The organism is Paractinoplanes pyxinae (assembly GCF_026626335.1).
In the GTDB taxonomy this organism is placed as follows: domain Bacteria; phylum Actinomycetota; class Actinomycetes; order Mycobacteriales; family Micromonosporaceae; genus Actinoplanes; species Actinoplanes pyxinae.
This window is the reverse complement of record NZ_JAPNTZ010000002.1, coordinates 1-23,786: the sequence shown is the minus strand read 5'-3', so window position 1 is coordinate 23,786 and position 23,786 is coordinate 1. Positions and strand designations below refer to the sequence as shown.

The following is a 23,786-nucleotide window of genomic DNA, read 5'->3' as shown; positions in this document are numbered from 1 at the left end:
CTGTCACCGGCGGCGCAGGGCGACGATCGCGATGTCGTCGGCCTGTTGCCCGGCGCCGCCGAGCTCGGTCATCAGGCGCCGCGAGAAGGCGTCCAGGTTGGACTCGACGGTCGTGGCCGCCTCGGCCAGCGCGGCCAGGCCCACGTCGATGTCGGCGTCCCGCCGCTCGACCAGGCCGTCGGTGTAGAGCACCAGCGTCCCGCCCGGCGGCAGCACGAACTCGAAGTCGTCGGGACGGGGTGCGTTGATGCCCAGCAGCGGGCCGTGCGGCTCGATGTAACGGGCGCCGTCGCTGGTGTGCAGCAGCGGCGGCAGGTGGCCGGCGCTGGCCATCCGCACCCGGCCGCTCGCCGGGTCGAGCGTGAGCAGGCAGATGGTCGCCGAGTCGGCCGGCAACACCGTACGCATGAAGCGGTTGACGAGCGTGAGCACCGTGCCCGGCGGATGCCCTTCCACCGCGTACGCCCGGACCGCATGGCGTACCTCGGCCATCACCGTCGCGGCGTGCAGCGAGTGACCGGCGACGTCGCCGATGGCCACCAGCAGCTTGCCGTCGAGCATCGTGAGCTCGTAGAAGTCGCCGCCCACCTCGGTCTGCGCGGCGGCCGGCTCGTAGCGCATGGTCAGCTCGATCCCCGGCACCTCGGGCAGCCGCGACTGCAGCAGGCTGCGCTGCAGGGTGACCGCGATGCGGTGCTCCTCGTCGTACGAGCGCTGCGCCTCGACCGCCGCCGCGACCGTCTGGGAGAGCTGGCGCAGCACCGGGAAGCCCGGGTTCTGGGTGCTGGTGGCCACGGCCAGATAGATGGGCGGACGGTCGTTGCGCAGCCGGGCCGCGGCCACCGTCACCGTTTCGTCCTCGGGCCAGGTGACGACGCTCCACGCGGCGGCTTCGTCGGTGCGCACCAGCGAGCCGACTGCCACGTCCTCGTCGGGCATGGGCCACGGGCGTACGACCGGGGGCGAGCCCACCACGGCCACGCCCTCGCCGTCCGTCGTCTCGGTGAGCACCACGACCGGCCCGCCGAAGATCTGGTGCGCACCTTCCGCGGCCGCCTCGAGCAGCCCGATCAGCGTGGTCGACGTGTTGATCGCCAGGGTGGCCTCGGCCAGTCGCACCATGCGCTCGGCCAGCGACTCGGCGCGCCGCCGGGCCGAGTAGTAGCGCAGCACGGCCTGGGCGGTCGCGATCAGCTCGTCCGGTTCGATCGGCTCGACCAGGTAGGCGTCGGCGCCCCGGTTCAGGCCCTGGGTGCGGTCGACCACGTCGACCGCGTGAGCCGACACATGAATGACGGGCATGGTCCCGTACGCGGGATCGGTCTTGATTTTTTCGCAGACGTCGAAGCCGCTCATGTCGGGCAGCTTGACGTCGAGCACCACCAGGTCGACGTCGGAGCCCGGCAGCACCCGCAGGGCCTCACCGCCGGTCTCGGCCTGGCGGACCGTGTAGCCGGCCCGGGTCAGCCAGCTGACCAGCAGATAGCGCTTGGTGGCGCTGTCGTCGACGACGAGGACGGTGACCGGTTTCATGACGCCGGCAGCCGTAACGTGAAGGTGCTCCCCTCGCCCGGAGTGGAGTCGGCCCGCAGGGCGCCACCGAGAATGGCGGCCAGCCGGCGCGCGTACGGCAGGCCGAGGCCGGTCCCCTTGCCACTCAGAGCCTTGCTGCCGGGCACCTGATAGAACTCTTCGAAGATGCGTTCTATCAGCTCGGGCGGGATCCCGGTGCCGGTGTCGGTGACGGTGAACTCGAGGTCGGTGCCCACCTCGCGGACGGTCAGCCGCACCTCGCCCTCGGCAGTGAACTTGAGCGCGTTGGTGAGCAGGTTGCGCAGCACCCGGGCCAGCAGCACCTCGTCCGAGCGCATCGTCGCCACGGCCGGCTCGTCGATCACGAAGTCGACCTCGGGCCGGGTGGCCAGCGGCCGCAGCGTGCCCCGCAACTGGCCGAACATGGCCCGCAGGTCGACCTGCTCCCAGTTCGGCTCGAGCCGGCCGGCCTCGGCCTTGGCCAGGTCGAGCAGGTCGTTGACCAGCGTGAGCAGATCGCTGGCGGAGCTGCGGATCAGCTCGACCTGCCTTTCCTGCTCGACGGTGAGCGGGTCCGAGGCGCCGTCGGCCAGCAGGCGGCTGAGCCCGATGACCGCGGTGACCGGGGCCCGCAGCTCGTGGCTGACGTTGGCCAGGAAGCGGCTCTTGGCCTCGCTGGCCGCGGCCAGCTGCTCGGATTTCTCGTCGAGCTCGGCGTAGAGCGCGACCACGCCGCGGTTGGTCTCTTCCAGCTCCTCGGAGAGCTGGTGGTACAGCGCCATGACGCCGCGGTTGGTCTCCTCGAGCTCCGCGTTGAGCCGGGCCAGGTCGTCACGCTGCGAGCGCACCTCGTCGAGGGCGGCGATGAGCTGCTGATTCTGCACGTGCAGCTCGTCGACCGGGCTGCTGGGAACGTGCCGGCTCAGACCGGCACGGATCTCGTCCATCCGGTCCCGGGTCAACCGCGGCGCGCTGGCCGGCAAGCGTCGGGCCATCCACACGACCGTACCGGTCTCACCATTCTCGACCTCCAACTTGTCGACCAGGCGGCCGACATGTGCGAGTTCTGCCCGCAGCCTGGGCTCGTCACCGTGCGAGCGGCGTTCGACCGCCACCCGGATGGCGGTGCTTACCCCCTCGGAGCGCACTGTGAACGTCACTTCGGCATCGGAACCGTCGGCCATGACCACGCGGCCCACCTCGCTCAGCGCGGTGGCCAGCCGGGTCTGGTCCTGCTGCTCGAGCCCGACCTCGCGGGCCACCTCGCGGCCGAGCTGGCGGGCCACGAAGATGTCCTGCTCCACGCGCAGCCGTACGCGCATCAGCGGCTCGCCCCGGCCGGTCATGGCAGCCGGGCCACGAGCACGCCGGCGTCGTCGCGGCGCACACCCGCGTCACGCAGCACGGTCGCCGCGATCACCAGCGGCGAGTGGGTGAACAGGCCGGGATAGCCGTCCGGGGTCCACCGGTCGGCCACCCCGTCGGAGTGCATGAGCACGATCGCGTCCGGCGTGATCGGGTAGTCGTACTCGCGGATCTGGCGGCGCTGGTGACCGGCGATGCCGGGCAGCGAGACCATGCCGCGCCGCGGGCCGACGGGCGGGATCACCGTGCCGGTGATGTTGCCCAGACCGGCGTACCGGACCAGGCCCGCGTCCGGGTCGAGCTCGGCGATGGCCACGGCGGCGCCCCGCGTGCGGCTGAGCCGGCGGTGCAGCAGTTCCAGCACGCTCGCGGGCGGGCCGGGAGGCGCGTCCTGGAAGGCCCGGACCGCCTCGTGGGCGGCCGCCGCGGCGAGCCCGCCGTGGCCGAGCCCGTCGCACATCATCACCTGACGGCGGCCCTGCGCGTCGCGGACGGCGAAGGCGTCGCCGCTGATCGGCTCGCCGGTCAACGGCCGGGTCACCCCGGCCGCCCACGGCACCACCGGCCGGGCCGACGCCCAGACCTGCGCGGCCAGGACGGTTCCCTTGCCCGGCACGGAGTGCACGTCGCACCAGGCAGCCTGCCGGGCGATCGCGCCCAGCCCGATGCCGAGCGTGCCCGCGGTGGAATGCCCGTCGCCGGCCGAGACGGCCAGATCGGCCATGCCGGGCCCGCTGTCGACCGCCACGAGCTCGACACCGGCCTGCTCCGGCGTGCGGACGGCGCGCACCAGCAGGGTGCCCTGATCGGCGTGCTTGACCAGGTTCCCGGCCAGCTCGGCGGCCACGATCGAGAGGTCGGCCACCCGGCGCTCGGGCAGCCCCAGCTCGACGGCGAGACGTTCGGCGGTCCGGCGGACGGTGGAGGCGTTCGGCGCGGCCTCGACCCGGAACCAGACTCCCCCGTCGAGAAGCCCCTCGGGTAGCGACGCCACCGCGCCTCCGCTCATCGGCACCACTTGGTCACGGTAATGGTCGTACCCTCGCCGACCGCGGTGACGATGTCGAATTCGTCGACAAGTCGCCGGGCGCCGCTCAGTCCGAGACCCAGGCCGCCGCCGGAGGTGTAGCCGTCGGTGAACGCCAGGTCGAGGTCGGCGATACCCGGACCCTGGTCACTGAAAACGATCCGGATGCCTTTCCGCCGGCCGTTGTCGGCCGGACCCACCTCGACCGTGCCGCCCCCGCCGTAGACCAGCGTGTTGCGGGCCAGCTCGCTGGCCGCGGTCACGAGCTTGGTCTGGTCGACGAGCGAGAGCTTCACCGCGACGGCGAGCGTGCGCACGAGCTGGCGGACCCGGACGACATCCTGGTCGGAGACGACCTCGATCCGCTGGGCCGGTTCGCTCACGGTGCGGGTACCGCGGGCGTCTCGGCGTCGTCCGCGCCGTCCGGCTCCTCGTCGGCGTCGTCATCGGCGGCCGCGCGCTCGCGGGCCAGCAGGTCCATGCCCAGCTCGACGTTGAGTGCCGTCCGGATGCCGGGCAGCGAGAGGCCCAGCTCGACCAGGGTGATCGCGACGGCGGGACGCATGCCGACCACGACGGTGTCGGCGTCGAGCACCTTCGAGATCGCGGCGATGGTGGCCAGGGTGCGCCCGACGAACGAGTCGACGATGTCCAGCGCGCTGATGTCGATGATCACACCGTGGCAGCCGGTGGCGACGATCCGGTCGGCCAGATCTTCCTGCAGCTGCAGGGCGACCTGGTCCTCCATGTCGATCTGGATCGAGACGAGAAGTATGTCGCCGATCTTCAGGATCGGAACGCGTTCCACGTCAGCGACCCTTCTTGCCCGTACGAGCGAGCACGTACCGCAGTGCGTCGGCCAGCGAGGACTTGGTCGCGATGTCGCCGAACTCGATGCCGAGGGCGACGATCGTCTGCGCGATCTGCGGGCGGATGCCCGAGATGATGCAGTCGGCGCCCATCAGGCGGGCCGCCACGACTGTCTTCAGGATGTGCTGAGCGACCTGGGTGTCGACGGCCGGCACGCCGGTGATGTCGATGATCGCGTACGGCGAACCGGTGTCGACCAGCGTCTGCAGCAGCCGTTCCATGACGACCTGGGCCCGCGCCGAGTCGAGGGTGCCCACCAGCGGGACGGCGACGACGCCCTCCCACAGCTTCACCACCGGGGTGGAGAGCTCGAGCAGCTGCTCGGCCTGGTCGGCGATCAGCTCCTCACGGACGCGCACGTAGCTGTCGAAGGTGAACAGCGCCGCCTCGTCGACGAAAGAGGAGAGGGCGACATAGTCGCGGAGGGTGGTGGCGTCGGTGGTTCCCTGCGCGTCGAGGGTGGCCAGTACGGCGTCCTTGAACGCGAAGATGCTGACGGCCGTCTCGGTGGCGCTGAAACCCTGCCGGGCCCGCGTCGACGACAGCTCGGCCAGCTGGGCGCGCAGCTCGGCCGCCGGCTCCCCGCTCAGGTCTTGCGCCGAGCCGGCCAGCGCCTGCTGAAAGCCGCGGCGCAGCTCGGTGTTCTGGCGCAGAAGCTCGGTGTGACTCAGCCGGCCCCGCAGAGTGGAAGCCACCCGCTCGGTCCAGGCCGTGACCAGAGCCTCCTGGTGATCCTCCAGCACAACGGCGAAGCGGGCCGCCTCATCCGCACTCAGCGTCACCGCTGCCTCCCGACTCGAGTCCTGCCTGCAACGGGCGGGACTTTACCATCGCCAAGTCAGTTGCTTGCTGTGAGCCAAATAAACCCCGTTCTGCGCGCGGCACACCACTTGGAGTACCGTTCAGCACATAACTGGAGGTCCTGAATGTCTCTGACGGTACAAACGGAACAGCGCGCCGACATGGTCGTCGTGTCGGTCGCGGGCGAGCTGGACATGGCCACCGCGCCCCAGCTTCAGGACCAGATCAGCGACCTGCTGGAGAAGGGGCGCACCCGTCTGGTCTTCGACCTGGCCGAGGTGTCTTTCTGCGACTCCACCGGGCTGTCGGTCTTCGTCCGGGCCAAGAACAGCACCGACGACGCCGGCGGCACGGTCCGCCTGGCCGCCCCGCAGCGCGGGGTCCTGCGCATTCTCGAGGTGAGCGGCCTGGTCGAGGTGCTGCGCACCTACCCCACGGTCGACGAGGCGGTCACCGCCGAGGAAGCGACCCTCGACTGATCCACAGCCCCTTCCCGGGTCGTCCCGGTCGGCGATAGTTTGTCGCCGACCGGTCGTGGGAACCTGCGGCCGGACCGATACGGCTACTTCGGCGCGCGGGAGTGCTTCGTGAGCAAGATGCTTCAAGGCTTCAAAGACTTCATCATGCGGGGCAACGTCGTCGACCTCGCGGTCGGCGTCGTCATAGGCGCCGCGTTCACCGGGGTCGTCACCGGCTTCACCAACGGCTTCATCAAGCCGCTGATCCAGCTCATGGGCGGCGGTAAGGGCATCGAGAAGGGCACCTTCAAGGTCAACGGCGTGCCCTTCGACTGGGCCACGTTCCTCAACTCGCTGATCACGTTCCTGATCACGGCGGCCGTGCTGTACTTCTTCGTCGTCCTGCCGCTCAACATCCTGGCCGAGCGCCGCCGCCGCGGCGAGGAGCCGCCGCCGAAGGCCCCCGCCGAGGACATCGTCCTGCTCACCCAGATCCGCGACGCGCTCGTGTCCTCGTTCCAGACGCGTGGTTACGGCGACGCTCCGGGCCGTCACCAGCAGGAACCGCCCCGCTGAGATCTGCCCGACCTCACGAAAAAGATCATCCCCACCCGGCGCGTCTCGAACAGATGTTCGATACGCTGCCGGGATGGAGCAGCGCAAACACTGGTGGAACGGTAAGTGGGGCCGCGCCGCCCGCAAAGATGTCTACCTGCGGGTGAGCGGCGACCAGTGGTACGTCGAGCAGCGCGCCGGCGGCGCCGACGGCGTCTCCCACTTCTTCGAGTACGACTCGGAAGAGTCGGCCCTCGACACGGTCCGCGCGCTGCTGGCCGCCCCCGGCGACTGGCGCGAGCTCTCCGTCCGCCCACCCACCCGCTGACTCAGCTTTTCCCGTTCCCAGCCGCTCGCTCCAGCGGCACGACGTTCCAGCAGCACATCCGCGCCACCCGGCGCTCATCCTGCCGGGCGGCGCTTGCCATTACCGGCTTAGTCAGGCGGCGCGGCGCTCGTCGTGGTGGGCGGTCATCGGGCCCGGCGGCACCAGGCGCAGGCCGGGCCGGAACGGCTCGGCGAACCGCTCGTCGTCGTCCTCGTCGTTGAAGCTGGCCCGCCAGGCGCCCCCGCCCGCGACCCGCGCCCCCGGCGGCGTGGTGACGAACCCGCCCGGGATCCGCGACAGGGCGACGATCAGCAGATAGCCCAGGATCACGAAGCCGTGGCTGATCAGCCGGGCCAGGTCCACCCGGGCCGCGGTGAGGTCGTTGACCGAGAGCAGCAGCAACATCCCGACAAAGGCCGTGAGCATCGGCACCAGCCCCGACGGCCGCGTACGCCGCAGTGCAATAAAGAGGTAGCCGGCCCCCACAGCCACGTTCCAGGCCGCCGACTCGTGCCACAGATGCCCCGGAGTCGCGTCGAGCCCCGTGTGCACGTGCGCCCCGACCACCCCGCCGCCGATCTGATCGAGCCCGAGGATGAGCTGCACGGCCCCCACCACAGCCAGCGCCACGATCAGCACAGCAGCAAGCGGAAAACGCCCCCACGGAACCCGCCCCACCAGCGGCAGCCCACGCCACCGCCCAGCCGGAGCCGGCTCATCCCGCTTACCCGGCAGGGCGGCCAGGATCGCCGCGCTCAGATCCGGCGGCGTGGCCATGCTCGTGCTGGTCAGGCGATTGACGGAGGCAGCCCGATCAAGCCACTCCCGGCACCCGGCACACCCGGCCAGGTGCGCCTCGACTGCGGGCCGGTCGGCCGGGTCGTCCTCGCCGTCCAGCTGCGCCGAAAGCATCTCGCGCCACCGCTCACAAGCCATGACCAATAGTCGCTCACCCCGGGCCCAAAGTTCCCGGCAGGAAGCGGCTCGTCAATCCGTCTCAAGACCTCGGCGCTCCGCGTCACCATGTCGGCGGTTCGAGGTGGCGTCGCACCTCAGCGGCGAATCTCGGCACTCCCGTGCGTTCGAGAAGAACGAGGATGTCCGGAACGGTGTTGGGCACCCGCCGATAGGACGCCGCTTGGCGGCGGAGCACATCCATGGTGACGCCGGGATAGAGGTCGAGCTGGTCGAGGAGGAACTCGTCGGGATGGATCGCCTCGACGTCGTAGGGCTTGAGTGCCGGTTCCGGGAAGTCGGCGAGGTTGAAGGTCACGATGACCTCGGCATTGGCTCGTACGGCCGCCGCGAGAACGTGCCGATCCTTGGGATGGTTGGTCATCCCGTCCGTCAGCGACTCGTACCCGGCGACCAGCGCGTCGGGAAATGACCGGGACATCTGGGCCAGTCGCCGGTCGACCCGGTCGGCTGAGATCCCGCGTTCGACGAGGTTGCGCCGCAGTTCGGCGAAGATTTCGGCCGACCACAACGGCCGGTAGGCCGAAGCCTCGGCCAGCCGGAGCAGCGTGTCGCAGAGGTAGGCCGGGTAAAGCACACAGGTGTCAAGGAACGCGGGGAAGGCCATCGCCGTCGCCTGTCACCGGCTGGGTCGAGAGTCGATGGTGGCGTCGTAGAGGTCGTCGTCTTCGGCGTCGGCGGCCATCTGGTCGAGGGCGCTGCGGCGTTCGGTTCGGGTGCGCTCGGCGTAATCGAGGATGTCGCGCAACAGGACACGGCGGTGTCGTCCCCGCATGGTGTGCGGAATCTCGCCGTCGGTGAGCAGCCGGACCAGCGTGGGCCGGGAGACGTTGAGCAGATCGGCGGCTTCCTGCGTGGTCAGCATCGTGTTGTGCGGAGCGATCGAGATGGCCAGGCCCTGCGAGAGAGCGCCGACGACGTCGCGGAGCACCTCGTAGAGCTCATCCGGGATGTCGATGTGCGATCCGTCCGGGCCGACCAGCTTGGCGCGGCCGGCCGCCTCGACGTCGATCAGCCCCTGCGCCAGTCGGTTGAGGTCGGCAGGGTCTTCGGGGGGCAGAACGGTTCGCTCACGCAACGCACTCGGCATGAGGCCAGTCTAGCCGTATTCGAAAAAACCGAAAGCGCATCGACGCGTCGCGGCGACTGGATGAAGACAAGGAACTGTCATCTGGCTGCGGAAGCTCTGAGACACCCGTCAGGCATTCAGGAATGAGGAGCCTGAAGGGAGATGTCATGACCGCGGACAAGGTAGGCCGGCCGGTAGTCGTAGGGGTGGACGGGTCTGAGGGCGCAGACCTAGCCGTGCGGTGGGCGGCCCGGTACGCGAGCGAAACCGGCAGCCCGCTGCATCTGGTGTTCGCGGCCGGGCCCCCGACCGGGTTGATCGGGGTCAGCACCGGCGAGGTCGAGACGGCTGAGCGGGTGCGGGAAAGGGTGCTCAGCGCGGCTGCTGCGGCGGCTGCGCCCTACGAGGCTCGTGTCGTCTTGGCCGAAGGCCCTCCGGCGCGCACTTTGATCGAGGCCGAGGCCGACCTATTGGTGCTGGGCGAGAGCCACCGCCGCAGTGGGCTGGCTGTGCAGGTGGTGGCCGAGGCGGAATGTCCGGTTGTGGTGGTGCGGGGTGAGGACGACTGGGGCGCGCCGGTTGTGGTCGCCTTGGACGAGGGCAGTGAGGCGGCGATGGGGTTCGCCGTGCGGGAGGCCGCCCGGCGGGATGTCGCCCTGTTCGCGGTGCATGCCTGGCAGCAGCCGCTGGTGCCGTCGGGGGCGGGAGCGATGGCGGTCGCGGCGTCGAGTGGGGTGGTCGACCGGCAGGACTGGGCCGAGGCCGCCCGGCGGTCGTTGCACGAGGTCGTGGCGCCCTGGCGCAGTGCTTTTCCGGAGGTCGCCATTCACGAGCGGCTGCTGGAGGGGCCGGCCGAGTCGGTGATGACGCGCGAGACGGCCGGCGCCGGGCTGGTTGTCGCCGGTTCGCGGGGGCGCGGGCGACTGGCCGGGATGCTGCTCGGGTCGACCAGTCAGGCTTTGCTGCGTCAGGCCGATTGCCCGGTGGCGATCGTCAAGAGCTGAAGAAGACCGCGCTTTCCACGGCGCGTTTCCAGTTGGCGTATTCGGCGGCGCGCCGGGCCTCGTCCATCGAGGGTGACCAGCGGCCGGCGCTGTGCCGGTTGTTGCGCAGGTCGCGCAGGTCGGACCAGTAGCCGACGGCCAGGCCGGCCGCGTAGGCCGCGCCCAGGGAAACGGTTTCGGCCACCATCGGTCGTACGACGGGAACTTGCAGGAAATCGGCGATGGTGCGCATCAGCAGATTGTCGGCCGTCATTCCACCATCCACATTCAACGCGGTCAGCGTCAGCCCGGAGTCGGCGTTCATCGCCTCGACGACGTCCCGCGTCTGCCACGCGGTCGCCTCGAGCACGGCGCGAGCCAGATGACCCTTATTGATGTACGAAGTGAGCCCCACAATGACGCCTCGGGCCTCACTCTTCCAGTAGGGCGCGAACAGTCCCGAGAACGCCGGCACGATATAGCAGCCGCCGTTGTCGTCGACCGTGCCGGCCAGCGTCTCGATCTCGGAGGCGGTCGCGATCAGCCCCAACCCGTCCCGCATCCACTGCACCAGCGAGCCGGCGACGGCAATCGACCCTTCCAGCGCGTACGCGACCTCGCCCGCCCCGATCCGATAGCCGACCGTGGTGATGAGCCCATGATTCGACCGCACCGGTTCAGTGCCGGTGTTCATCAGCAGAAAACCACCGGTCCCGTACGTGCATTTGGCCTCGCCCGGCGAGAAGCACGTCTGCCCGAACAATGCCGCCTGCTGATCCCCGATGGCCGCCGCGATCGGCACGCCCGGCAGGAGGGAGGCCGTTCCATACACTTCGGCCGACGACCGGATCTGCGGCAACATGGCCCGCGGAATGTCGAACAACGCGAGCAGCTCGTCGTCCCACTCGAGCGTCGTCAAGTTCATCAGCATCGTCCGGCTGGCATTTGTCACGTCGGTGATGTGCAGGCCGCCGGTCAGATTCCAGATGAGCCAGCTGTCCATCGTCCCGAACAGCAGTTCGCCTCTTTCGGCGCGGGCCCGGAGACCGTTGTCGAGCAGCCACTGCACCTTGGTCGCCGAGAAATAAGTGGCGGGGGTCAATCCCGTACGCGAACGAATGAGCTCAGCATCGAGCCGTTCGACCAACGCCGACGTACGCGTGTCCTGCCAGACGATGGCCGGCGCGACCGGCGTGCCCGTGGCCTTGTCCCACACCACCACCGTCTCGCGCTGGTTGGCGATGCCGACCGCCGCCACCTGCGACGACTCGACGCCGGCCTCGCTCAGCGCCCGCTTGATCAGCCGCTGCGTGTCCCGCCATATGCGCGCCGCGTCGTGCTCGACCCACCCCGGCCGCGGATACGACTGGGGATGCTCGCCCCGCGCCACCGCCACCACTGTCGCCCGCCGATCGAACAGGATGCACCGCGTAGACGTCGTCCCCTGATCAATGGCCAGCACGTAACGGTCGGTCACGACGCCGCCAGATCGCGCGAGATGGCCCGGGCCGTGGACAGCACATGCTCGACCTGAACCGTCAGCGCCTGCCGCCGCGTGTCGCACAGCCGCTCGACCGTCCCCGAGATCCCGATCGCCCCCACCACCAGCCCGCCGAAGCTGCGCACCGGCGCCGCGATTCCGGCCCGCCCGGCCTCCCACTCCTCGACCGAGAGAGCCCAACCCCGTTCGCGGGTCTCGCTGAGCGATCGGGCGAGGGCTCGCGCGGTGGTCAGGGTTCCCCGGGTGTACGCCTCGAGCCCGGCCCGCTCGGCCGCCTCCACAGCCGGCGCGTTGTAGGCGAGCAGCACCTTGCCCAGCGCGGTGGCGTGGGGTGGCAGCAACCGGCCGGTGTCCAGCGACTGCACCGAGTCGTCGGGCCGGAACACGTGATGAACCACCACGACCTTGTCGTCCCGCAGCGCGCCGATGCGCACCTCTTCGCCGCTGCGCGAGGCCAGCGCGTCGGCCCAGTTCAGGGCCCGCCCGCGCAGCTCGTTGAGGTCGATGCCGCCGTGGCCGAGGTCGAGCAGACCACGGCCGAGCCGGTAGCGCGCGGTGTCCGGGTCCTGTTCGACGAAGCCGACGTGCTCAAGCGTGCGCAGGATGCTGTGCGCCGTCGACTTGGGCAGGGCCAGCGCGTCGGCCACCTCTTTGACCCGCAGCCGGCCCGGCCCGGCAGCCAGCAGCCGCAGCACGGCCGACGACCGCTCGATGGACTGGATCAGGCCCGGCACGTGCGACATTGTCGCACGGTGGCCGTTGCCGCTCGGGGGCCTGCTTCCTACCTTTGCGCTAGAGCTCGGGAGGCACCTTGACCCACTACGTCGGCGCGATCGATCAGGGCACGACCAGCACGCGCTTCATGATCTTCGACCGGTCCGGGGCCGAGATCGCCCGGCACCAGCTCGAGCACCGGCAGATCTTCCCGGCCGCGGGCTGGGTCGAGCACGACGCCACCGAGATCTGGGAGAACACCCGCAAGACGATCGACGTGGCGCTGGGCCACGCCGGGCTCGCCCCGTCCGACCTGGCCGCGATCGGCATCACCAACCAGCGCGAAACCGTCGTGCTGTGGGACAAGGCCACGGGTACGCCGCTCGCCCCGGCCATCGTCTGGCAGGACACCCGTACGTCGGCCCTGGTCGAGAAGCTTGACGGCGACCTGATCCGCGAACGCACCGGGCTCACCCCGGCCACGTACTTCTCGGCCACCAAGATCCAGTGGCTGCTCGACAACGGCCTGCGTGCCCGCGCCGAACGCGGCGAGGTGCTGTTCGGGACGGTCGACAGCTGGCTCATCTGGAACCTGACCGGCGGCCTGCACCTCACCGACGTCACCAACGCCAGCCGCACGATGCTGATGAGCCTGACGACGCTCGAGTGGGACGACGAGCTGCTCGCGCTGTTCGACATCCCGCGGGCCATGCTCCCCGAGATCCGGTCGTCAGCCGAGGTCTACGGCACGGCGCTGGACGGGGTTCCCCTGGCCGCGGCGATCGGGGATCAGCAGGCGGCGCTGTTCGGGCAGACCTGCTTCGCCCCCGGCGAGGCCAAATGCACGTACGGGACCGGCGGTTTTCTGCTGATGAACACCGGAACCGATCCGGTGCGCTCGAGCCACGGACTGATCACCACGGTGGCCTACCGCTTCGGCGACGACAAGCCCGCGTACGCGTTGGAGGGGTCGATCGCCGCCGCCGGGGCGGCCGTGCAGTGGCTGCGCGACCAGCTCGGCATCCTCGACTCGGCGGCGATGAGCGAGACCTTGGCCGCGTCGGTCGACGACAGCGCCGGCGTCTGCTTCGTGCCGGCCTTCTCGGGCCTGTACGCGCCGTACTGGCGGCCGGACGCACGCGGCGCGATCGTCGGGCTCTCCCGCTTCCACACCGCCGCCCACATCACCCGGGCCGCGCTCGAAGCCATCGGCTACCAGACCCGCGACGTCGTCGAGGCGATGGCGCAGGACAGCGGCGCCGCGCTCGACTGCCTGAAGGTCGACGGCGGCGTCACCGCCAACGAGCTCTGCATGCAACTGCAGGCCGACATCCTCGGCGTTCCGGTCAGCCGGCCGGCCGTGGCCGAGACGACCGCGCTCGGGGCCGCGTACGCCGCCGGCCTCGCGGTCGGGTTCTGGACATCCGTAGACGACCTGCGCGCCAACTGGCGGGAGGACCGGCGCTGGCAGCCGGCCTGGACCGATCAGCGGCGCGCGGAAGGCACCACCCGATGGCGGTCCGCCATCGACCGAACCCTCGACTGGGTGATTTGAGATGGGGATCCTCATGAACACACCGATGATCTCGCCGGCGACCCGGGCCGAGGCCCTGGCCGCCATGTCGGGCGGCGACGAGCTGGACGTGCTGGTCGTCGGGGCCGGCGTGGTCGGCGCGGGGTCCGCCCTCGACGCCGCCACCCGCGGGCTGTCCGTCGCCCTGGTCGACGCCCGCGACTTCGCGAGCGGCACGTCGAGCCGGTCCAGCAAGCTGATCCACGGCGGGCTGCGCTACCTCGAGATGCTGGACTTCTCGCTGGTGCGCGAGGCGCTGCGCGAGCGTGGGCTCCTGATTCAGCGGCTCGCTCCCCACCTCGTACGCCCAGTGCCCTTCGTTTATCCCCTGCGGCACCGCGCGTGGGAGCGGCTGTACGCGGGAGCCGGCGTCGCCCTGTACGACGTGCTCGCTCTGTCGGGTTGGGGCGCCGGGCTGCCGCGGCACCGCCACCTCAGCAAGACCGAGGCCATGAAGGCGTTCCCGTCGCTGCGGCCGGACTCGCTGGTCGGCGCCATCCGCTACTACGACGCCCAGGTCGACGACGCCCGGCACACCATGTTCCTGGTGCGCACGGCCGTGGCGTACGGGGCCAAGGTGGCCTCCCGCACCGAGGTGATCGGCTTCGTACGCGATGGGAAGCGCGTGGTCGGCGCCCGGCTCCGTGACGCCGAGACCGGCCGCGAGTTCGAGGTCCGGGCCAAGGTCGTGATCAACGCGACCGGCGTCTGGACCGGCAACAGCCAGGCCCTGCTCGACGGCGGGAACGGCGAGGACGCCCAGTTCAAGGTCACCGCCAGCAAGGGCATCCACCTGGTCGTGCCGCGCGACCGCATCTCTGGCGGCACCGGCATGATCCTGCGCACCGCGACCAGCGTCCTGTTCGTGATCCCGTGGGACCGCCACTGGATCATCGGCACCACCGACACCGCCTGGACGCTCGACAAGGCCCACCCGTCGGCCTCCGCGGGCGACGTCGACTACCTGCTGGCCGAGGTCAACAAGGTGCTCGCCGAGCCGCTGACCAGGGATGACGTGCAGGGTGTGTACGCCGGTCTGCGCCCGCTGCTGTCGGCCGCGGCGTCGACCACGGCCAAGCTGTCGCGCGAGCACGCGGTCGGCTCCCCGGTGCCCGGCCTGGTCGTGGTGGCCGGCGGCAAGTACACGACCTACCGCGTGATGGCCAAGGACGCCGTCGACATGGCCGCCCGTTACCTGGACTCGCCGGTGCCGGCCTCGTGCACCGACCAGGTGCCGCTGCTGGGGGCCGAGGGCTTCCCGGCGGCCTGGAACCGGCGGGCGACGCTGGCCCGCGAGGCCGGGCTGCAGGTGGCCCAGGTCGAGCACCTGCTGCGCCGCTACGGCACGCTGACCGGTGAGGTGCTGGCCCTGGTGGCGGCCGATCCGGCGCTGGGCCGGCCGGTCGCGGGCGCGCCCGACTACCTGCGGGCCGAACTGGTGTACGCGGTGACCAACGAGGGTGCCCGGCATCTGGAGGACGTGCTCACCCGCCGTACCCGGATCTCGATCGAGACGCCGGACCGGGGCCTCGCCGCCGCCCGGGACGCGATCGGGCTGCTGGCCGGGCCGCTCGGCTGGACCCCGGCCGACGCCGCTCGGGAATTGCAGGCGTACGAGTCACGGGTCGCCGCCGAACTCGCCGCTCAGGAACAGCCGGACGACGAGAGCGCCGACGCCACCCGCCGCCACGCCACCGAGGTCGTGCCCCTGGCGGTCTGAGCCGTGCGGGACCGGCCGGCGGCGGGGCCCGGCGGTGAATAGACCATGAAAAATCTGACGGACTCGGTGGACCGAGGGCCCGGTCACTGCGACGCTAAGCACTGTGTATGACTACGACGTGTTGGTGCTGGGCTCCGGGCCCAGCGGTCAGAAGGCCGCCATCGCCGCCTCCAAGCTCGGGCGCCGGGTCGGCATCGTCGACCGGCGGGACATGATCGGCGGGGTCTGCATCAACACGGGCACCGTCCCGTCCAAGACGCTGCGTGAGGCCGTCCTCTACCTCACCGGTCTCAGCCAGCGTGACCTGTACGGCAGCAGCTACCGGGTCAAGGACGAGATCACCGTGAGCGACCTCGCCGCCCGCACCCAGCACGTGATCAGCCGGCAGACCGACGTCATCCGCAACCAGCTGGCCCGCAACAAGATCACCATGATCACGGGCACCGGCCGGTTCGCCGACGCGCACTCGATCTGGGTCGACGGCGGCAGCGGCCGCGAGAGCAAGGTCAGCGCCGACAAGATCATTATTGCGGCGGGTACGAGGCCGGCCCGGCCCGACAGCGTCGACTTCGACGACCGGACGATCGTCGACTCCGACGGCGTGATCAACCTGCAGGCCGTGCCGCGCAGCATGGTCGTGGTCGGCGCCGGCGTCATCGGCATGGAGTACGCGTCGATGTTCGCCGCCCTCGGCACCAAGGTCACCGTGGTCGAGCGCCGCGAGAAGATGCTCGACTTCTGCGACGACGAGATCATCGAGTCGCTGAAGTACCACCTGCGCGACCTCAGCGTGACGTTCCGCTTCGGCGAAGAGGTGGCCGCCGTCGAGCGCCACCAGACGGCCGCGCTCTGCATCCTCAAGAGCGGCAAGAAGATCGTCGCCGACACGGTCATGTACTCGGCCGGCCGCCAGGGCCAGACCGACGACCTGGCGCTCGAGGCGGCCGGGCTCGAAGCCGACCGTCGCGGCCGCATCGAGGTCGACCTCAATTACCGTACGGCGGTCGACAACATCTACGCCGTGGGCGATGTCATCGGCTTCCCCGCGCTGGCCTCCACCTCGATGGAGCAGGGCCGCCTGGCCGCGCACCACGCCTGCGGCGAACCGGCCCGCGAGATGCACCAGCTGCAGCCGATCGGCATCTACACGATCCCCGAGATCAGCTTCGTCGGTAAGACCGAGGACGAGCTGACCGACTCCGCCACCCCGTTCGAGGTGGGCATCGCCCGCTACCGCGAACTGGCCCGCGGGCAGATCGTCGGCGACTCCTACGGCATGCTCAAGCTGCTGGTCGCGCCCGACGACGGCAAGCTGCTCGGCGTGCACGTCTTCGGCACCGCCGCCACCGACATCGTCCACATCGGCCAGGCCGTGATGGGCTGCGGCGGCACCGTCGACTATCTGGTGGACGCGGTCTTCAACTATCCGACCCTGTCCGAGGCGTACAAGGTGGCCGCGCTCGACGCGTCCAACAAGATTCGCAACATCACCCGGATCGACGGATAAGCCGTTTCTGAGACTCTCCTAACCAGCGAATTTTCGTTACCGGCCGCCCGGTTCCCCCGCCCTTCGGGACAAACTGGATAAAGCGGCCACCCCGTGCTGGTGAAAAACTGATCTCTTAAGGGGAACCAAACCTTTCGCAGAGACGGCCATGAAAAAGAATCAAGTACGCTTCGGCTATGTCATGGATGGCCAGCGCCCGGCACGGCGTGCGGGAGGCACCCGCCGGTTTGGCGCTCCTGCAGGAGCTGCTGAACACGCGCCCACCCATGGCATACGGCACCGACCTGTTGATGGAGGTCGACGACGCCCAGCGCTGGCTCACCGAGGCGCTGGCCACGTGGTCCCACATCTCCGGCCTGCCGGCGCCGACGCTGCTGCTGTCCTCATCCGACCTGCGCTCACTGCGCCGCCTCCGCAGCACCTTTGAAAACGTGATGCTCGCCAGCGGCGGCCCCGCCGGCTCCCTCCCCCCGGCCGACGTCCCGGTGAGCCTGGTCCCCGACGCCGACGGCTGGGTCAGGATCGTCCCCACCGGCCGAGGCACCCGCTGGCTGGCGTCAGCCCTCTGGGCCGAGGCGTTGCTGGCCCAACAGGCCGGCTTGTGGCCCCGCCTGAAGCTGTGCAACAACATCGAGTGCCGGGCCGCCTTCTTCGACACGTCCCGCAACAACAGCGGCGTCTGGCACGACGTAAGCACCTGCGGCAACACTGCGAATTTGCGAGCTTTCCGCGAACGCCGCCGCCTGATGGGTGGGAGTGGAGCTTTGCCCCCGCGCCCCACAGTCCAGGGCCCACCCAGCCTCATCTGACGCCTACGTACGTTCCACTCCGATAGAAACTTAGATCGGAACGTTGAAGAGCTTGGACATATCGGCGGCCAGGCCAAGGTCACCCTTCGCTCTAATCTTGCCGGTCATGAACATCATCATGGGTCTGCCTACGCCAGATATGAGCTTGAGAAGGCTGACAGGATCCATGGTCATGATTAGCAACGGCTTACGCACCGGCTTGCTGGTGACTGTGCACAGACCACTCTCAATTACTGTTTCGTACGTGTCACTACTGCCATTCGGTCCACCTGTGATGGTCCAGTGAATAACGGCCAGCCTGGTGAAGACCGTATCCGGCCCGTAAGCTACCGGGGAAGCGGTTGAAGAGGCCATCGAGCACCTCCGCACGTGAGGCTCCGTCCACTGCTCGGCCAAGCTCCGTGTCCGACGCCGTCTTGACGTACCGTGCGAGCTCGAGCGGGCTCATTGAAACCAGCGAGCCGAGTTTCGACAAAGGCGGTGCGCTATTCCCGGAGTCAGGTTGCGGGCGCACATCCGTCGCGGGGTTCGCCACCCTTGCCGAAACGAACGGCGAAGGCAGGTGACGACGCAGTTGATCAGTGTATGCACCTCCCGGCATGCGTCGGTTTCTGACGTCCTCGAAGTGCACATCTAGGATGCTGAAGTAGCCCGTGCCGGACAACAGTAACGGGAGGATCGGCTTGCCGCGTTGCTGCGCAAGTGCGATCTCGCGTTGCACCCACACCGACTCTTCACCTGCGGACGTCATCACTACGACGAGAGCCGAGCAGCTTTCAATCTGCTTCCGGATAAGATTGAGCCATCGGTCACCGGAGACGATCTCCGCGTCGTACCAAGCCGGTATGCCCGCAGCCGCCAAGTGAGCAGCTAGCAATTTCACATAAGCGGCACTGTCCTCATGGCGATAGCTGATGAACACGTGGCCGTCCACGAAGCAAACCGTACCGCTCGCGGGCCACACCTCCATCTCCTTAACCGTGTCAATCTTCCTTCTAGACCGGGAAGAGGCTAGTAAGACCGACCAGTGACACCGCGCGGGAGTACACCTCCGTCACGGCCAGACGTACGGCGACTTGATGGGCTTGGGCTCCTTCGGCTGGCGGTAGGGATGGGCGTTGAACTGCTCGGTGTGCAGGGCGAACGACCGATCCAGCTTGGGCATCCAATAGGCGTCATCGTGCCGGCCCGGGCCCAGCTGGTAGTCGTGCTTGACGCCCTTGGAGGCCAGCAAAGTGCTCATCTGCTGCGCCGCCGCGCCGAAGCGGTAGTCGTCCTGGTCTCCGCCGTCGAAGTAGAAGCGGTGGCGACTGAGATCCGCCGCGCTCATCGCGGCGACCAGCGTGAGCGGCCGCAACCCGGCGTTGGCGGCCTGCTCCTCGGCCGTGCCGACCAGCGGGGCCAAGCTCAACGCCCCCATGTGGCTGGCGATCGAGCTGAACACCTCCGGGTTCTTCAACCCCAGCGTGAACGCCCCCTGCCCGCCCATCGACACACCGCTCACGCCGCGGTGGTCGCGGTCCGGAATCGTCCGGTAGAACCGGTCCACCAGCGGCACGATCCCGTCGACGATCATGGTGCGGAAGTTGCCGGCCGACGTGTCCACGTACCAGCCGCTGTCGCCGTCCGGGAAGACCACGATGGCGTCGAGGGCCAGGTTGTCGAGCACGGCGTCGATCTTTCGTGACTCCCATTCGATGTTGCTGCCGTTGAAGCCGTTCAGCATGTAGACGACGGGGTACCGCTTGGCCTGCGTGCGCGTGTAGCTCTTGGGCAGATAGACGTTGAACTGCACCCGCCGTTTCATCGCGGCCGACTCGTACTCGTCGCGGAAGAACCGGGAATGGTCGCCCAGTTCGAGTTTGCGCCGCGGGTCGATGGAGAGCAGTTCGCGGGCCGGTGCCAGGTCACCCCATTGCCGGATCGTGTCGACGACGAGCCGGCCCTGGCTGTCCACGAAGACCTCGGCTTGCCCATCCGACACGGAGCCCGGCAACGAGGCCAACCGGCGCGCCGCGGTATCGCCCTGGTGGAAGAAGCCGTCGGCCAGCGTCGAGGCGTAGGCACGCCGATCGCCGGCGGCGACGGCGCGATGCTGCTTGCCCAGCACGGCGCAGACGTGGGCCAATTGCGTACGGCTGGCCGGCGTCCCGCTGATCCCGGCCAGCGCACGCAGCCGCGCCTTCGAGAACAGCCCGACCGGCCCCTGGTGGAAGCCGCCCCCACCCGTCCCGTCGTAGGCCCGCACCGCGATCACATTGGTCGCACCCCAGCGCAGCAGCCCGTCGGCCGGGTAGTACTCGCGCGGCACCTCCCACGTCGAGTCGAAGGCGGGCGGGAAGCCGCCGGTGTGCCCGATCTCGGTGCCGTTGAGGAATGTCTGGTCGGCGTCGTCGATCTTCCCGAGTGCGGCCACCACGGCCGAGTCGGTGACGCCTTCGGGCCGCGCCGGCAGCGTGAACGTCTTGCGGTACCAGGCGTAACCGTCGTACGAGGAGAGGTCGCTGACCGCACCCCAGTTGTCGGGCACGCTCCAGTCGCGCCAGCCGCTGTCCACGAACGACGGATCGGACCAGCTCGGGTCGTCCCCGGTGGTGAACTTCCACCCGCTGCCGGCCAGGTCGATTCCGAAGTCGACGGACCCGGTGGTGGCGCAGGACGGCGTGGCGGCGGACGCCGGGGCGGCCGGCGCGAGAAGCAGGACTGAGCAAGCAAGCAGCGCCATCTTCGGCATCACCGCCATTCTGTGCACGTGCACAGCTCCAGTCAACGGGTTGACGGATAGTGATCAAGCTCGATGCACTGCCATACTCCGCGCTCAATGACGACCGACGTTCAGGCTCCCGCAGTCGCGAGCCACCACGAGAGGCCCCGGACCAGCCGCTTTCCGCTGAGACTGGCCGGGCCGATCGCGGCTGCGCTGGCCGCGATCGGCATGAGTTTCTGGTCGGCCCTCAACAACGACGTCACGTACGCGTTGGGCGGCATCGAAACCGCGGGTCGGGGCGGCGTCAGCGTGTGGGACGTCTTCATCGCCCGGCCGATCGCCTACCGCCTGTTCATGACCCTGATCGACGGGCCGGCCGGAGGCGAAGGGGTCACCCGCCTCGGAGCCGTTCTGCTGGCGGCCGGCGTCGCCGCCGTCCTGTTTCTCGGGCTGCGCCGCGCCTGGAACACCCGCGTCAGCGTCTTCGTGGCGGCGGCGACCGGACTGGCCTTGATCGTCGCGCCGCCGTGGCACTTCCTGGAGCCCGACTGGGTCGCCGCGCTTCTAGCCGTACTCGCCATCGGTGTTGGTCTGGCGCCGCGATCGCTTTGGCTCGGGGCTCTGCTTGGCGGGTTCGCCGCCTTCCTGGCCATCGCCGTCAAGCTGGCCACGTTTCCGCTGGCCATTCTGGCGCTGCTTCTGCTGAGCGCATTCGATCGCCGCCGAGCCGCCTGGGCCGCCGCTCACACCGTCGGCTTCGCGATTATTTGGTACGCCGTGACCAGGCACTTCCTGCCCTGGGAGACCATCTGGCTGGCCGATCAGGCCGGTCTCGTGGCCAACTCGCCGATCCACCACGGCGTCGAGTGGCACAACATCCACCGCCTGCTCGTCGGCCTGGGCGACGTCATGCTGCTGAGCCCGGTGGTGGCCGTCGCGCCGGCCGCCGCCGTGGCGCTGATCCGGCGCACCGGGCGTGGGCGTCCCCGGCGGACAGCGGCCGTGGTGGCCCTGCTCGCCGCCGGACTGTCGCTCGCTTCCGCTTACGGCCAGGGCGAGTTCTTCATGTACCACTTCGCCGCCGTGCCCGTGCTGGCCGCGGGCGTCTGGGCCGCGGCGTTCGTGCTCAGCCCGGCGGCTCGCATGCCGCTGCTGGTGACCACAGTGGCCGTCACCGCGGTCAGCTTTGTGCTGCTGCGCCGCCCGCCGGAGTGGCGGCACGACAACGTCACCGTGATCACCCTGGCCTTCGCGGCGGCCGCCGTGCTCACCGCCATCGCGACCTGGCTGAATCACGGCCGGGCGGCGCGTCCCGCCTCGGCCACGGCCGGCGCCCTCGCGTTGATCGCGGCGATCGTGCTGGCCAACCTGCCGCATGCCCCGCTGGCCTTCAGCGGTTTCAACCACGCCCTCAGCAACGAGCGTCCGGCCGACGCGGGCTATTCAGAGCTGCGCCGACGGATCGGACCGGACACTCCGGTGCTGTATCTGGCCTTCGGCTCGGTCAACCATCGGCTGGGCAATCCGACGCACTGCCGCTATCCGTCGCCGCAGTGGGTTCAGCGCGGCACGTACGTGCGACCGGTTCGCTCCACCCGCAGCTATGCCGACAACCTCCGGTGCGTCACCGACGACCAGGGGGCGCGCTATCTCGTATGGCAGCCCGGCTGGTTCTCCATTTCGCGGTCCAGCGTCGAGGTGCGTACGGCGCTGCGCCACCGTTTCGACTGCTCGCCGGCGGCCCGCCTGCCGGCACCCACGGGCATCGTCGTGTGCCCGGCCCGATAGACAGCAACGATCGAGAGGACCGTGGCATGCGAAGAGTCGCCGGACTGCTCTGCGGACTGCTGCTTCTGAGCACCACGGTCTTCGATACAGACTCCGCCGCTGGGCACGCGCACCAGCACGACCACGGCCACCTTCACGACCACATGACCGAAGATCTGGCCGGCACGCCGATGCGGACCATCGAGGCCCGTACGACCGAGAACGCCGCCCGCATTCAAAAGGCGACCGGAGTACGCCCCGGAACAGCCCGCACAAAAGCGGCGGCCGACGCCGATCCCGGACAGGCCGGATCGTGGAGTCCGGTTGTCGATACTCCGGTCGTTCCCGTCTTCACGGCGGTTCTCCCCAACGGCAAGATGCTCATCTGGGACTCGGTCGGCGACCTGCCGAGCGAGGACTATCCCGACCACAGTTTCACCCGGGCCATGCTCTGGAATCCGGCCGACGACACGTACCGGCGGGTCGATCTGCAAGGCTCGAACATCTTCTGTGCCGGGTTCGCGCACCTGGCGAACGGCAACATTCTGGTCGCCGGTGGAAACGCCAACGCGCAGCTGGACGGCACGGTTCACACGTACGTCTTCGACTGGCGCAACGAAACGTGGACCCGTGGCAAAGACATGGCGGCCGCGCGCTGGTATCCGTCGGTGGCCGAGACGGCGAACGGCGAAAGCGTCATCGTCGGCGGCGGACCGGCCACGGCTGAGGTGTACCAGACGAACGGCGCCATCCGACCGCTCACCGGCTTCACCAAATACAGCGCACGGCTCTATCCCTTCCTGAGTTCGCGCCCGGACACCCAACTCGGCTTGTTCGGCCCGCACGCCACCGCGTACACCATCACCACGTCGGGAAACGGCGTCATCACCGCGACCGGCAACCGGGACAGCATTCTGCGGGACTACGGCAGCTTCGCCACGTACGACATCGGGAAATCCGTCGTCGTCGGAGGCGGCAACATCACCGAGAACGGCGTGGCGAAAGTTCCCACGCGTACGGCGGTGGTGCTGAACAGCGACGCCAGCCTCTTCCCTTCATTAGCCCCGACGGGTTCCCTTTCGACCGGTCGCCGCCAGCTCAACGCGACCCTGCTGGCCGACGGCTCCGTGCTGGCCACCGGCGGCATGACCAGCACGGCCAACAATGCGCTGATCGACCTGCAGAATGCCGCGACCACGGCCGAACGGTGGGATCCCGCGACCGGTTCCTGGACGGTTCTGGCCAGTGCCGGCCGCATCCGGCAATACCATTCGACGGCCGCGCTGCTGCCCGACGGCCGGGTCATGACCGGCGGCGGTGGCGTCTGCCTGGCCTGCCTCGACGCCGGGTATCTCGAGAAGAACATCGAATACTTCACCCCGCCGTATCTCTACAAAAAGGACGGCAGCGGCGGACTCGCCGACCGCCCGGCCATTTCGGCCGCACCCGCCACCGTCGGCATCGGCGCGAACTTCACCGTCTCGTCCCCGCAGGCGGCCGGCATCCGCAAGGTCGCGCTGGTCG

24 protein-coding genes are annotated in these 23,786 nt (G+C 69.4%); 10 read left to right on the top strand and 14 right to left on the bottom strand.

What is annotated here, in order from left to right; all coding sequences use genetic code 11:
- Window positions 1-3 precede the first annotated feature (3 nt).
- Genes OWR29_RS04780 through OWR29_RS04755 form a run of 6 tightly spaced genes read right to left on the bottom strand, consistent with a single transcriptional unit; the run spans window position 4 to window position 5,577 of the window.
- Window positions 4-1,533 carry a SpoIIE family protein phosphatase gene (locus OWR29_RS04780; RefSeq protein ID WP_267561237.1) on the bottom strand — a complete coding sequence of 510 codons (1,530 nt, stop codon included), beginning with the start codon at window positions 1,531-1,533 and terminating at the stop codon, window positions 4-6.
- Window positions 1,530-2,879 (bottom strand): sensor histidine kinase, encoded by a 1,350-nt coding sequence (locus tag OWR29_RS04775; RefSeq protein ID WP_267561236.1) that lies wholly within the window; start codon window positions 2,877-2,879, stop codon window positions 1,530-1,532. The genes OWR29_RS04780 and OWR29_RS04775 overlap by 4 nt, the downstream gene beginning before the upstream one ends.
- Window positions 2,876-3,907 carry an ATP-binding SpoIIE family protein phosphatase gene (locus tag OWR29_RS04770; RefSeq protein WP_267561881.1) on the bottom strand — a complete coding sequence of 344 codons (1,032 nt, stop codon included), beginning with the start codon at window positions 3,905-3,907 and terminating at the stop codon, window positions 2,876-2,878. The genes OWR29_RS04775 and OWR29_RS04770 overlap by 4 nt, the downstream gene beginning before the upstream one ends.
- Window positions 3,904-4,308 carry an anti-sigma regulatory factor gene (locus OWR29_RS04765; RefSeq protein ID WP_267561234.1) on the bottom strand — a complete coding sequence of 135 codons (405 nt, stop codon included), beginning with the start codon at window positions 4,306-4,308 and terminating at the stop codon, window positions 3,904-3,906. The genes OWR29_RS04770 and OWR29_RS04765 overlap by 4 nt, the downstream gene beginning before the upstream one ends.
- Entirely contained in the window at window positions 4,305-4,733 is a 429-nt protein-coding gene (locus OWR29_RS04760) for an STAS domain-containing protein (RefSeq protein WP_267561232.1), read from the bottom strand. The genes OWR29_RS04765 and OWR29_RS04760 overlap by 4 nt, the downstream gene beginning before the upstream one ends.
- A 1-nt stretch (window position 4,734) precedes the next feature.
- Window positions 4,735-5,577, bottom strand: a complete 843-nt coding sequence (locus OWR29_RS04755) for an STAS domain-containing protein (protein ID WP_267561230.1) — start codon at window positions 5,575-5,577, stop codon at window positions 4,735-4,737.
- A 144-nt stretch (window positions 5,578-5,721) separates the two neighbouring features.
- Between OWR29_RS04755 and OWR29_RS04750 the strand changes: the two genes are divergently transcribed.
- The 3 genes from OWR29_RS04750 (at window position 5,722) to OWR29_RS04740 (ending at window position 6,937) form a co-directional block, all read left to right on the top strand.
- Window positions 5,722-6,075, top strand: coding sequence for an STAS domain-containing protein (locus OWR29_RS04750; protein WP_203814771.1), 354 nt, complete (start codon window positions 5,722-5,724; stop codon window positions 6,073-6,075).
- 117 nt (window positions 6,076-6,192) lie between these two features.
- Window positions 6,193-6,630, top strand: coding sequence for a large conductance mechanosensitive channel protein MscL (gene mscL, locus OWR29_RS04745; RefSeq protein ID WP_267561880.1), 438 nt, complete (start codon window positions 6,193-6,195; stop codon window positions 6,628-6,630).
- A gap of 73 nt (window positions 6,631-6,703) precedes the next feature.
- A complete protein-coding gene (locus tag OWR29_RS04740) occupies window positions 6,704-6,937 on the top strand; it encodes a hypothetical protein (RefSeq protein ID WP_267561227.1) in 234 nt (77 codons plus the stop codon).
- Window positions 6,938-7,048: 111 nt separating this feature from the next.
- On the opposite strand, the gene OWR29_RS04735 is transcribed toward OWR29_RS04740, so the two are convergent.
- The 3 genes from OWR29_RS04735 to OWR29_RS04725 form a co-directional block, all read right to left on the bottom strand.
- Complete coding sequence (locus tag OWR29_RS04735) at window positions 7,049-7,849, bottom strand: zf-HC2 domain-containing protein (RefSeq protein WP_438872551.1); 801 nt, start codon at window positions 7,847-7,849, stop codon at window positions 7,049-7,051.
- A 106-nt stretch (window positions 7,850-7,955) separates the two neighbouring features.
- Window positions 7,956-8,519 (bottom strand): PIN domain-containing protein, encoded by a 564-nt coding sequence (locus tag OWR29_RS04730; protein WP_267561224.1) that lies wholly within the window; start codon window positions 8,517-8,519, stop codon window positions 7,956-7,958.
- A gap of 12 nt (window positions 8,520-8,531) precedes the next feature.
- The gene (locus OWR29_RS04725; protein WP_267561223.1) at window positions 8,532-9,002 is read right to left on the bottom strand and encodes a helix-turn-helix domain-containing protein; all 471 of its coding nucleotides are present in this window, start codon (window positions 9,000-9,002) and stop codon (window positions 8,532-8,534) included.
- 146 nt (window positions 9,003-9,148) lie between these two features.
- On the opposite strand from OWR29_RS04725, the gene OWR29_RS04720 reads away from it, so the two are divergent.
- Window positions 9,149-9,985, top strand: coding sequence for a universal stress protein (locus OWR29_RS04720; protein ID WP_267561222.1), 837 nt, complete (start codon window positions 9,149-9,151; stop codon window positions 9,983-9,985).
- On the opposite strand, the gene glpK (OWR29_RS04715) is transcribed toward OWR29_RS04720, so the two are convergent.
- Together glpK (OWR29_RS04715) and OWR29_RS04710 are read right to left on the bottom strand one after the other, a co-directional pair.
- Entirely contained in the window at window positions 9,975-11,441 is a 1,467-nt protein-coding gene (gene glpK, locus OWR29_RS04715) for a glycerol kinase GlpK (RefSeq protein ID WP_267561220.1), read from the bottom strand. The two genes, OWR29_RS04720 and glpK (OWR29_RS04715), sit on opposite strands and share 11 nt — an antisense overlap.
- Entirely contained in the window at window positions 11,438-12,199 is a 762-nt protein-coding gene (locus OWR29_RS04710; protein WP_267561879.1) for an IclR family transcriptional regulator, read from the bottom strand. Before OWR29_RS04710 ends, glpK (OWR29_RS04715) begins: the two co-directional genes overlap by 4 nt.
- A 77-nt stretch (window positions 12,200-12,276) precedes the next feature.
- Between OWR29_RS04710 and glpK (OWR29_RS04705) the strand changes: the two genes are divergently transcribed.
- The 4 genes from glpK (OWR29_RS04705) (at window position 12,277) to OWR29_RS04690 (ending at window position 17,788) form a co-directional block, all read left to right on the top strand.
- Window positions 12,277-13,734, top strand: coding sequence for a glycerol kinase GlpK (glpK, locus tag OWR29_RS04705; RefSeq protein ID WP_267561218.1), 1,458 nt, complete (start codon window positions 12,277-12,279; stop codon window positions 13,732-13,734).
- A 13-nt stretch (window positions 13,735-13,747) separates the two neighbouring features.
- On the top strand, window positions 13,748-15,472 hold the full coding sequence (locus tag OWR29_RS04700; protein WP_267561216.1) for a glycerol-3-phosphate dehydrogenase/oxidase: 1,725 nt from the start codon (window positions 13,748-13,750) through the stop codon (window positions 15,470-15,472).
- Window positions 15,473-15,575: 103 nt separating this feature from the next.
- Window positions 15,576-16,979, top strand: coding sequence for a Si-specific NAD(P)(+) transhydrogenase (sthA, locus tag OWR29_RS04695; RefSeq protein ID WP_267561214.1), 1,404 nt, complete (start codon window positions 15,576-15,578; stop codon window positions 16,977-16,979).
- A 176-nt stretch (window positions 16,980-17,155) separates the two neighbouring features.
- Window positions 17,156-17,788, top strand: a complete 633-nt coding sequence (locus OWR29_RS04690) for a CGNR zinc finger domain-containing protein (protein WP_267561212.1) — start codon at window positions 17,156-17,158, stop codon at window positions 17,786-17,788.
- A 30-nt stretch (window positions 17,789-17,818) separates the two neighbouring features.
- Here the strand turns inward: OWR29_RS04690 and OWR29_RS04685 are convergent, their stop codons facing one another.
- The 3 genes from OWR29_RS04685 to OWR29_RS04675 form a co-directional block, all read right to left on the bottom strand.
- Window positions 17,819-18,142, bottom strand: a complete 324-nt coding sequence (locus OWR29_RS04685; RefSeq protein WP_267561210.1) for an SCP2 sterol-binding domain-containing protein — start codon at window positions 18,140-18,142, stop codon at window positions 17,819-17,821.
- Entirely contained in the window at window positions 18,039-18,722 is a 684-nt protein-coding gene (locus OWR29_RS04680) for a toll/interleukin-1 receptor domain-containing protein (protein ID WP_267561208.1), read from the bottom strand. The genes OWR29_RS04685 and OWR29_RS04680 overlap by 104 nt, the downstream gene beginning before the upstream one ends.
- A gap of 120 nt (window positions 18,723-18,842) precedes the next feature.
- Complete coding sequence (locus OWR29_RS04675; RefSeq protein WP_267561206.1) at window positions 18,843-20,522, bottom strand: alpha/beta hydrolase; 1,680 nt, start codon at window positions 20,520-20,522, stop codon at window positions 18,843-18,845.
- Window positions 20,523-20,609: 87 nt separating this feature from the next.
- Here OWR29_RS04675 and OWR29_RS04670 point away from each other — a divergent pair, with 87 nt between their 5' ends.
- A complete protein-coding gene (locus OWR29_RS04670; protein ID WP_267561204.1) occupies window positions 20,610-22,283 on the top strand; it encodes a hypothetical protein in 1,674 nt (557 codons plus the stop codon).
- Between the two features lie 26 nt (window positions 22,284-22,309).
- Window positions 22,310-23,786: galactose oxidase (locus OWR29_RS04665; protein ID WP_267561195.1), on the top strand; the 1,477-nt coding region annotated here is incomplete at its 3' end.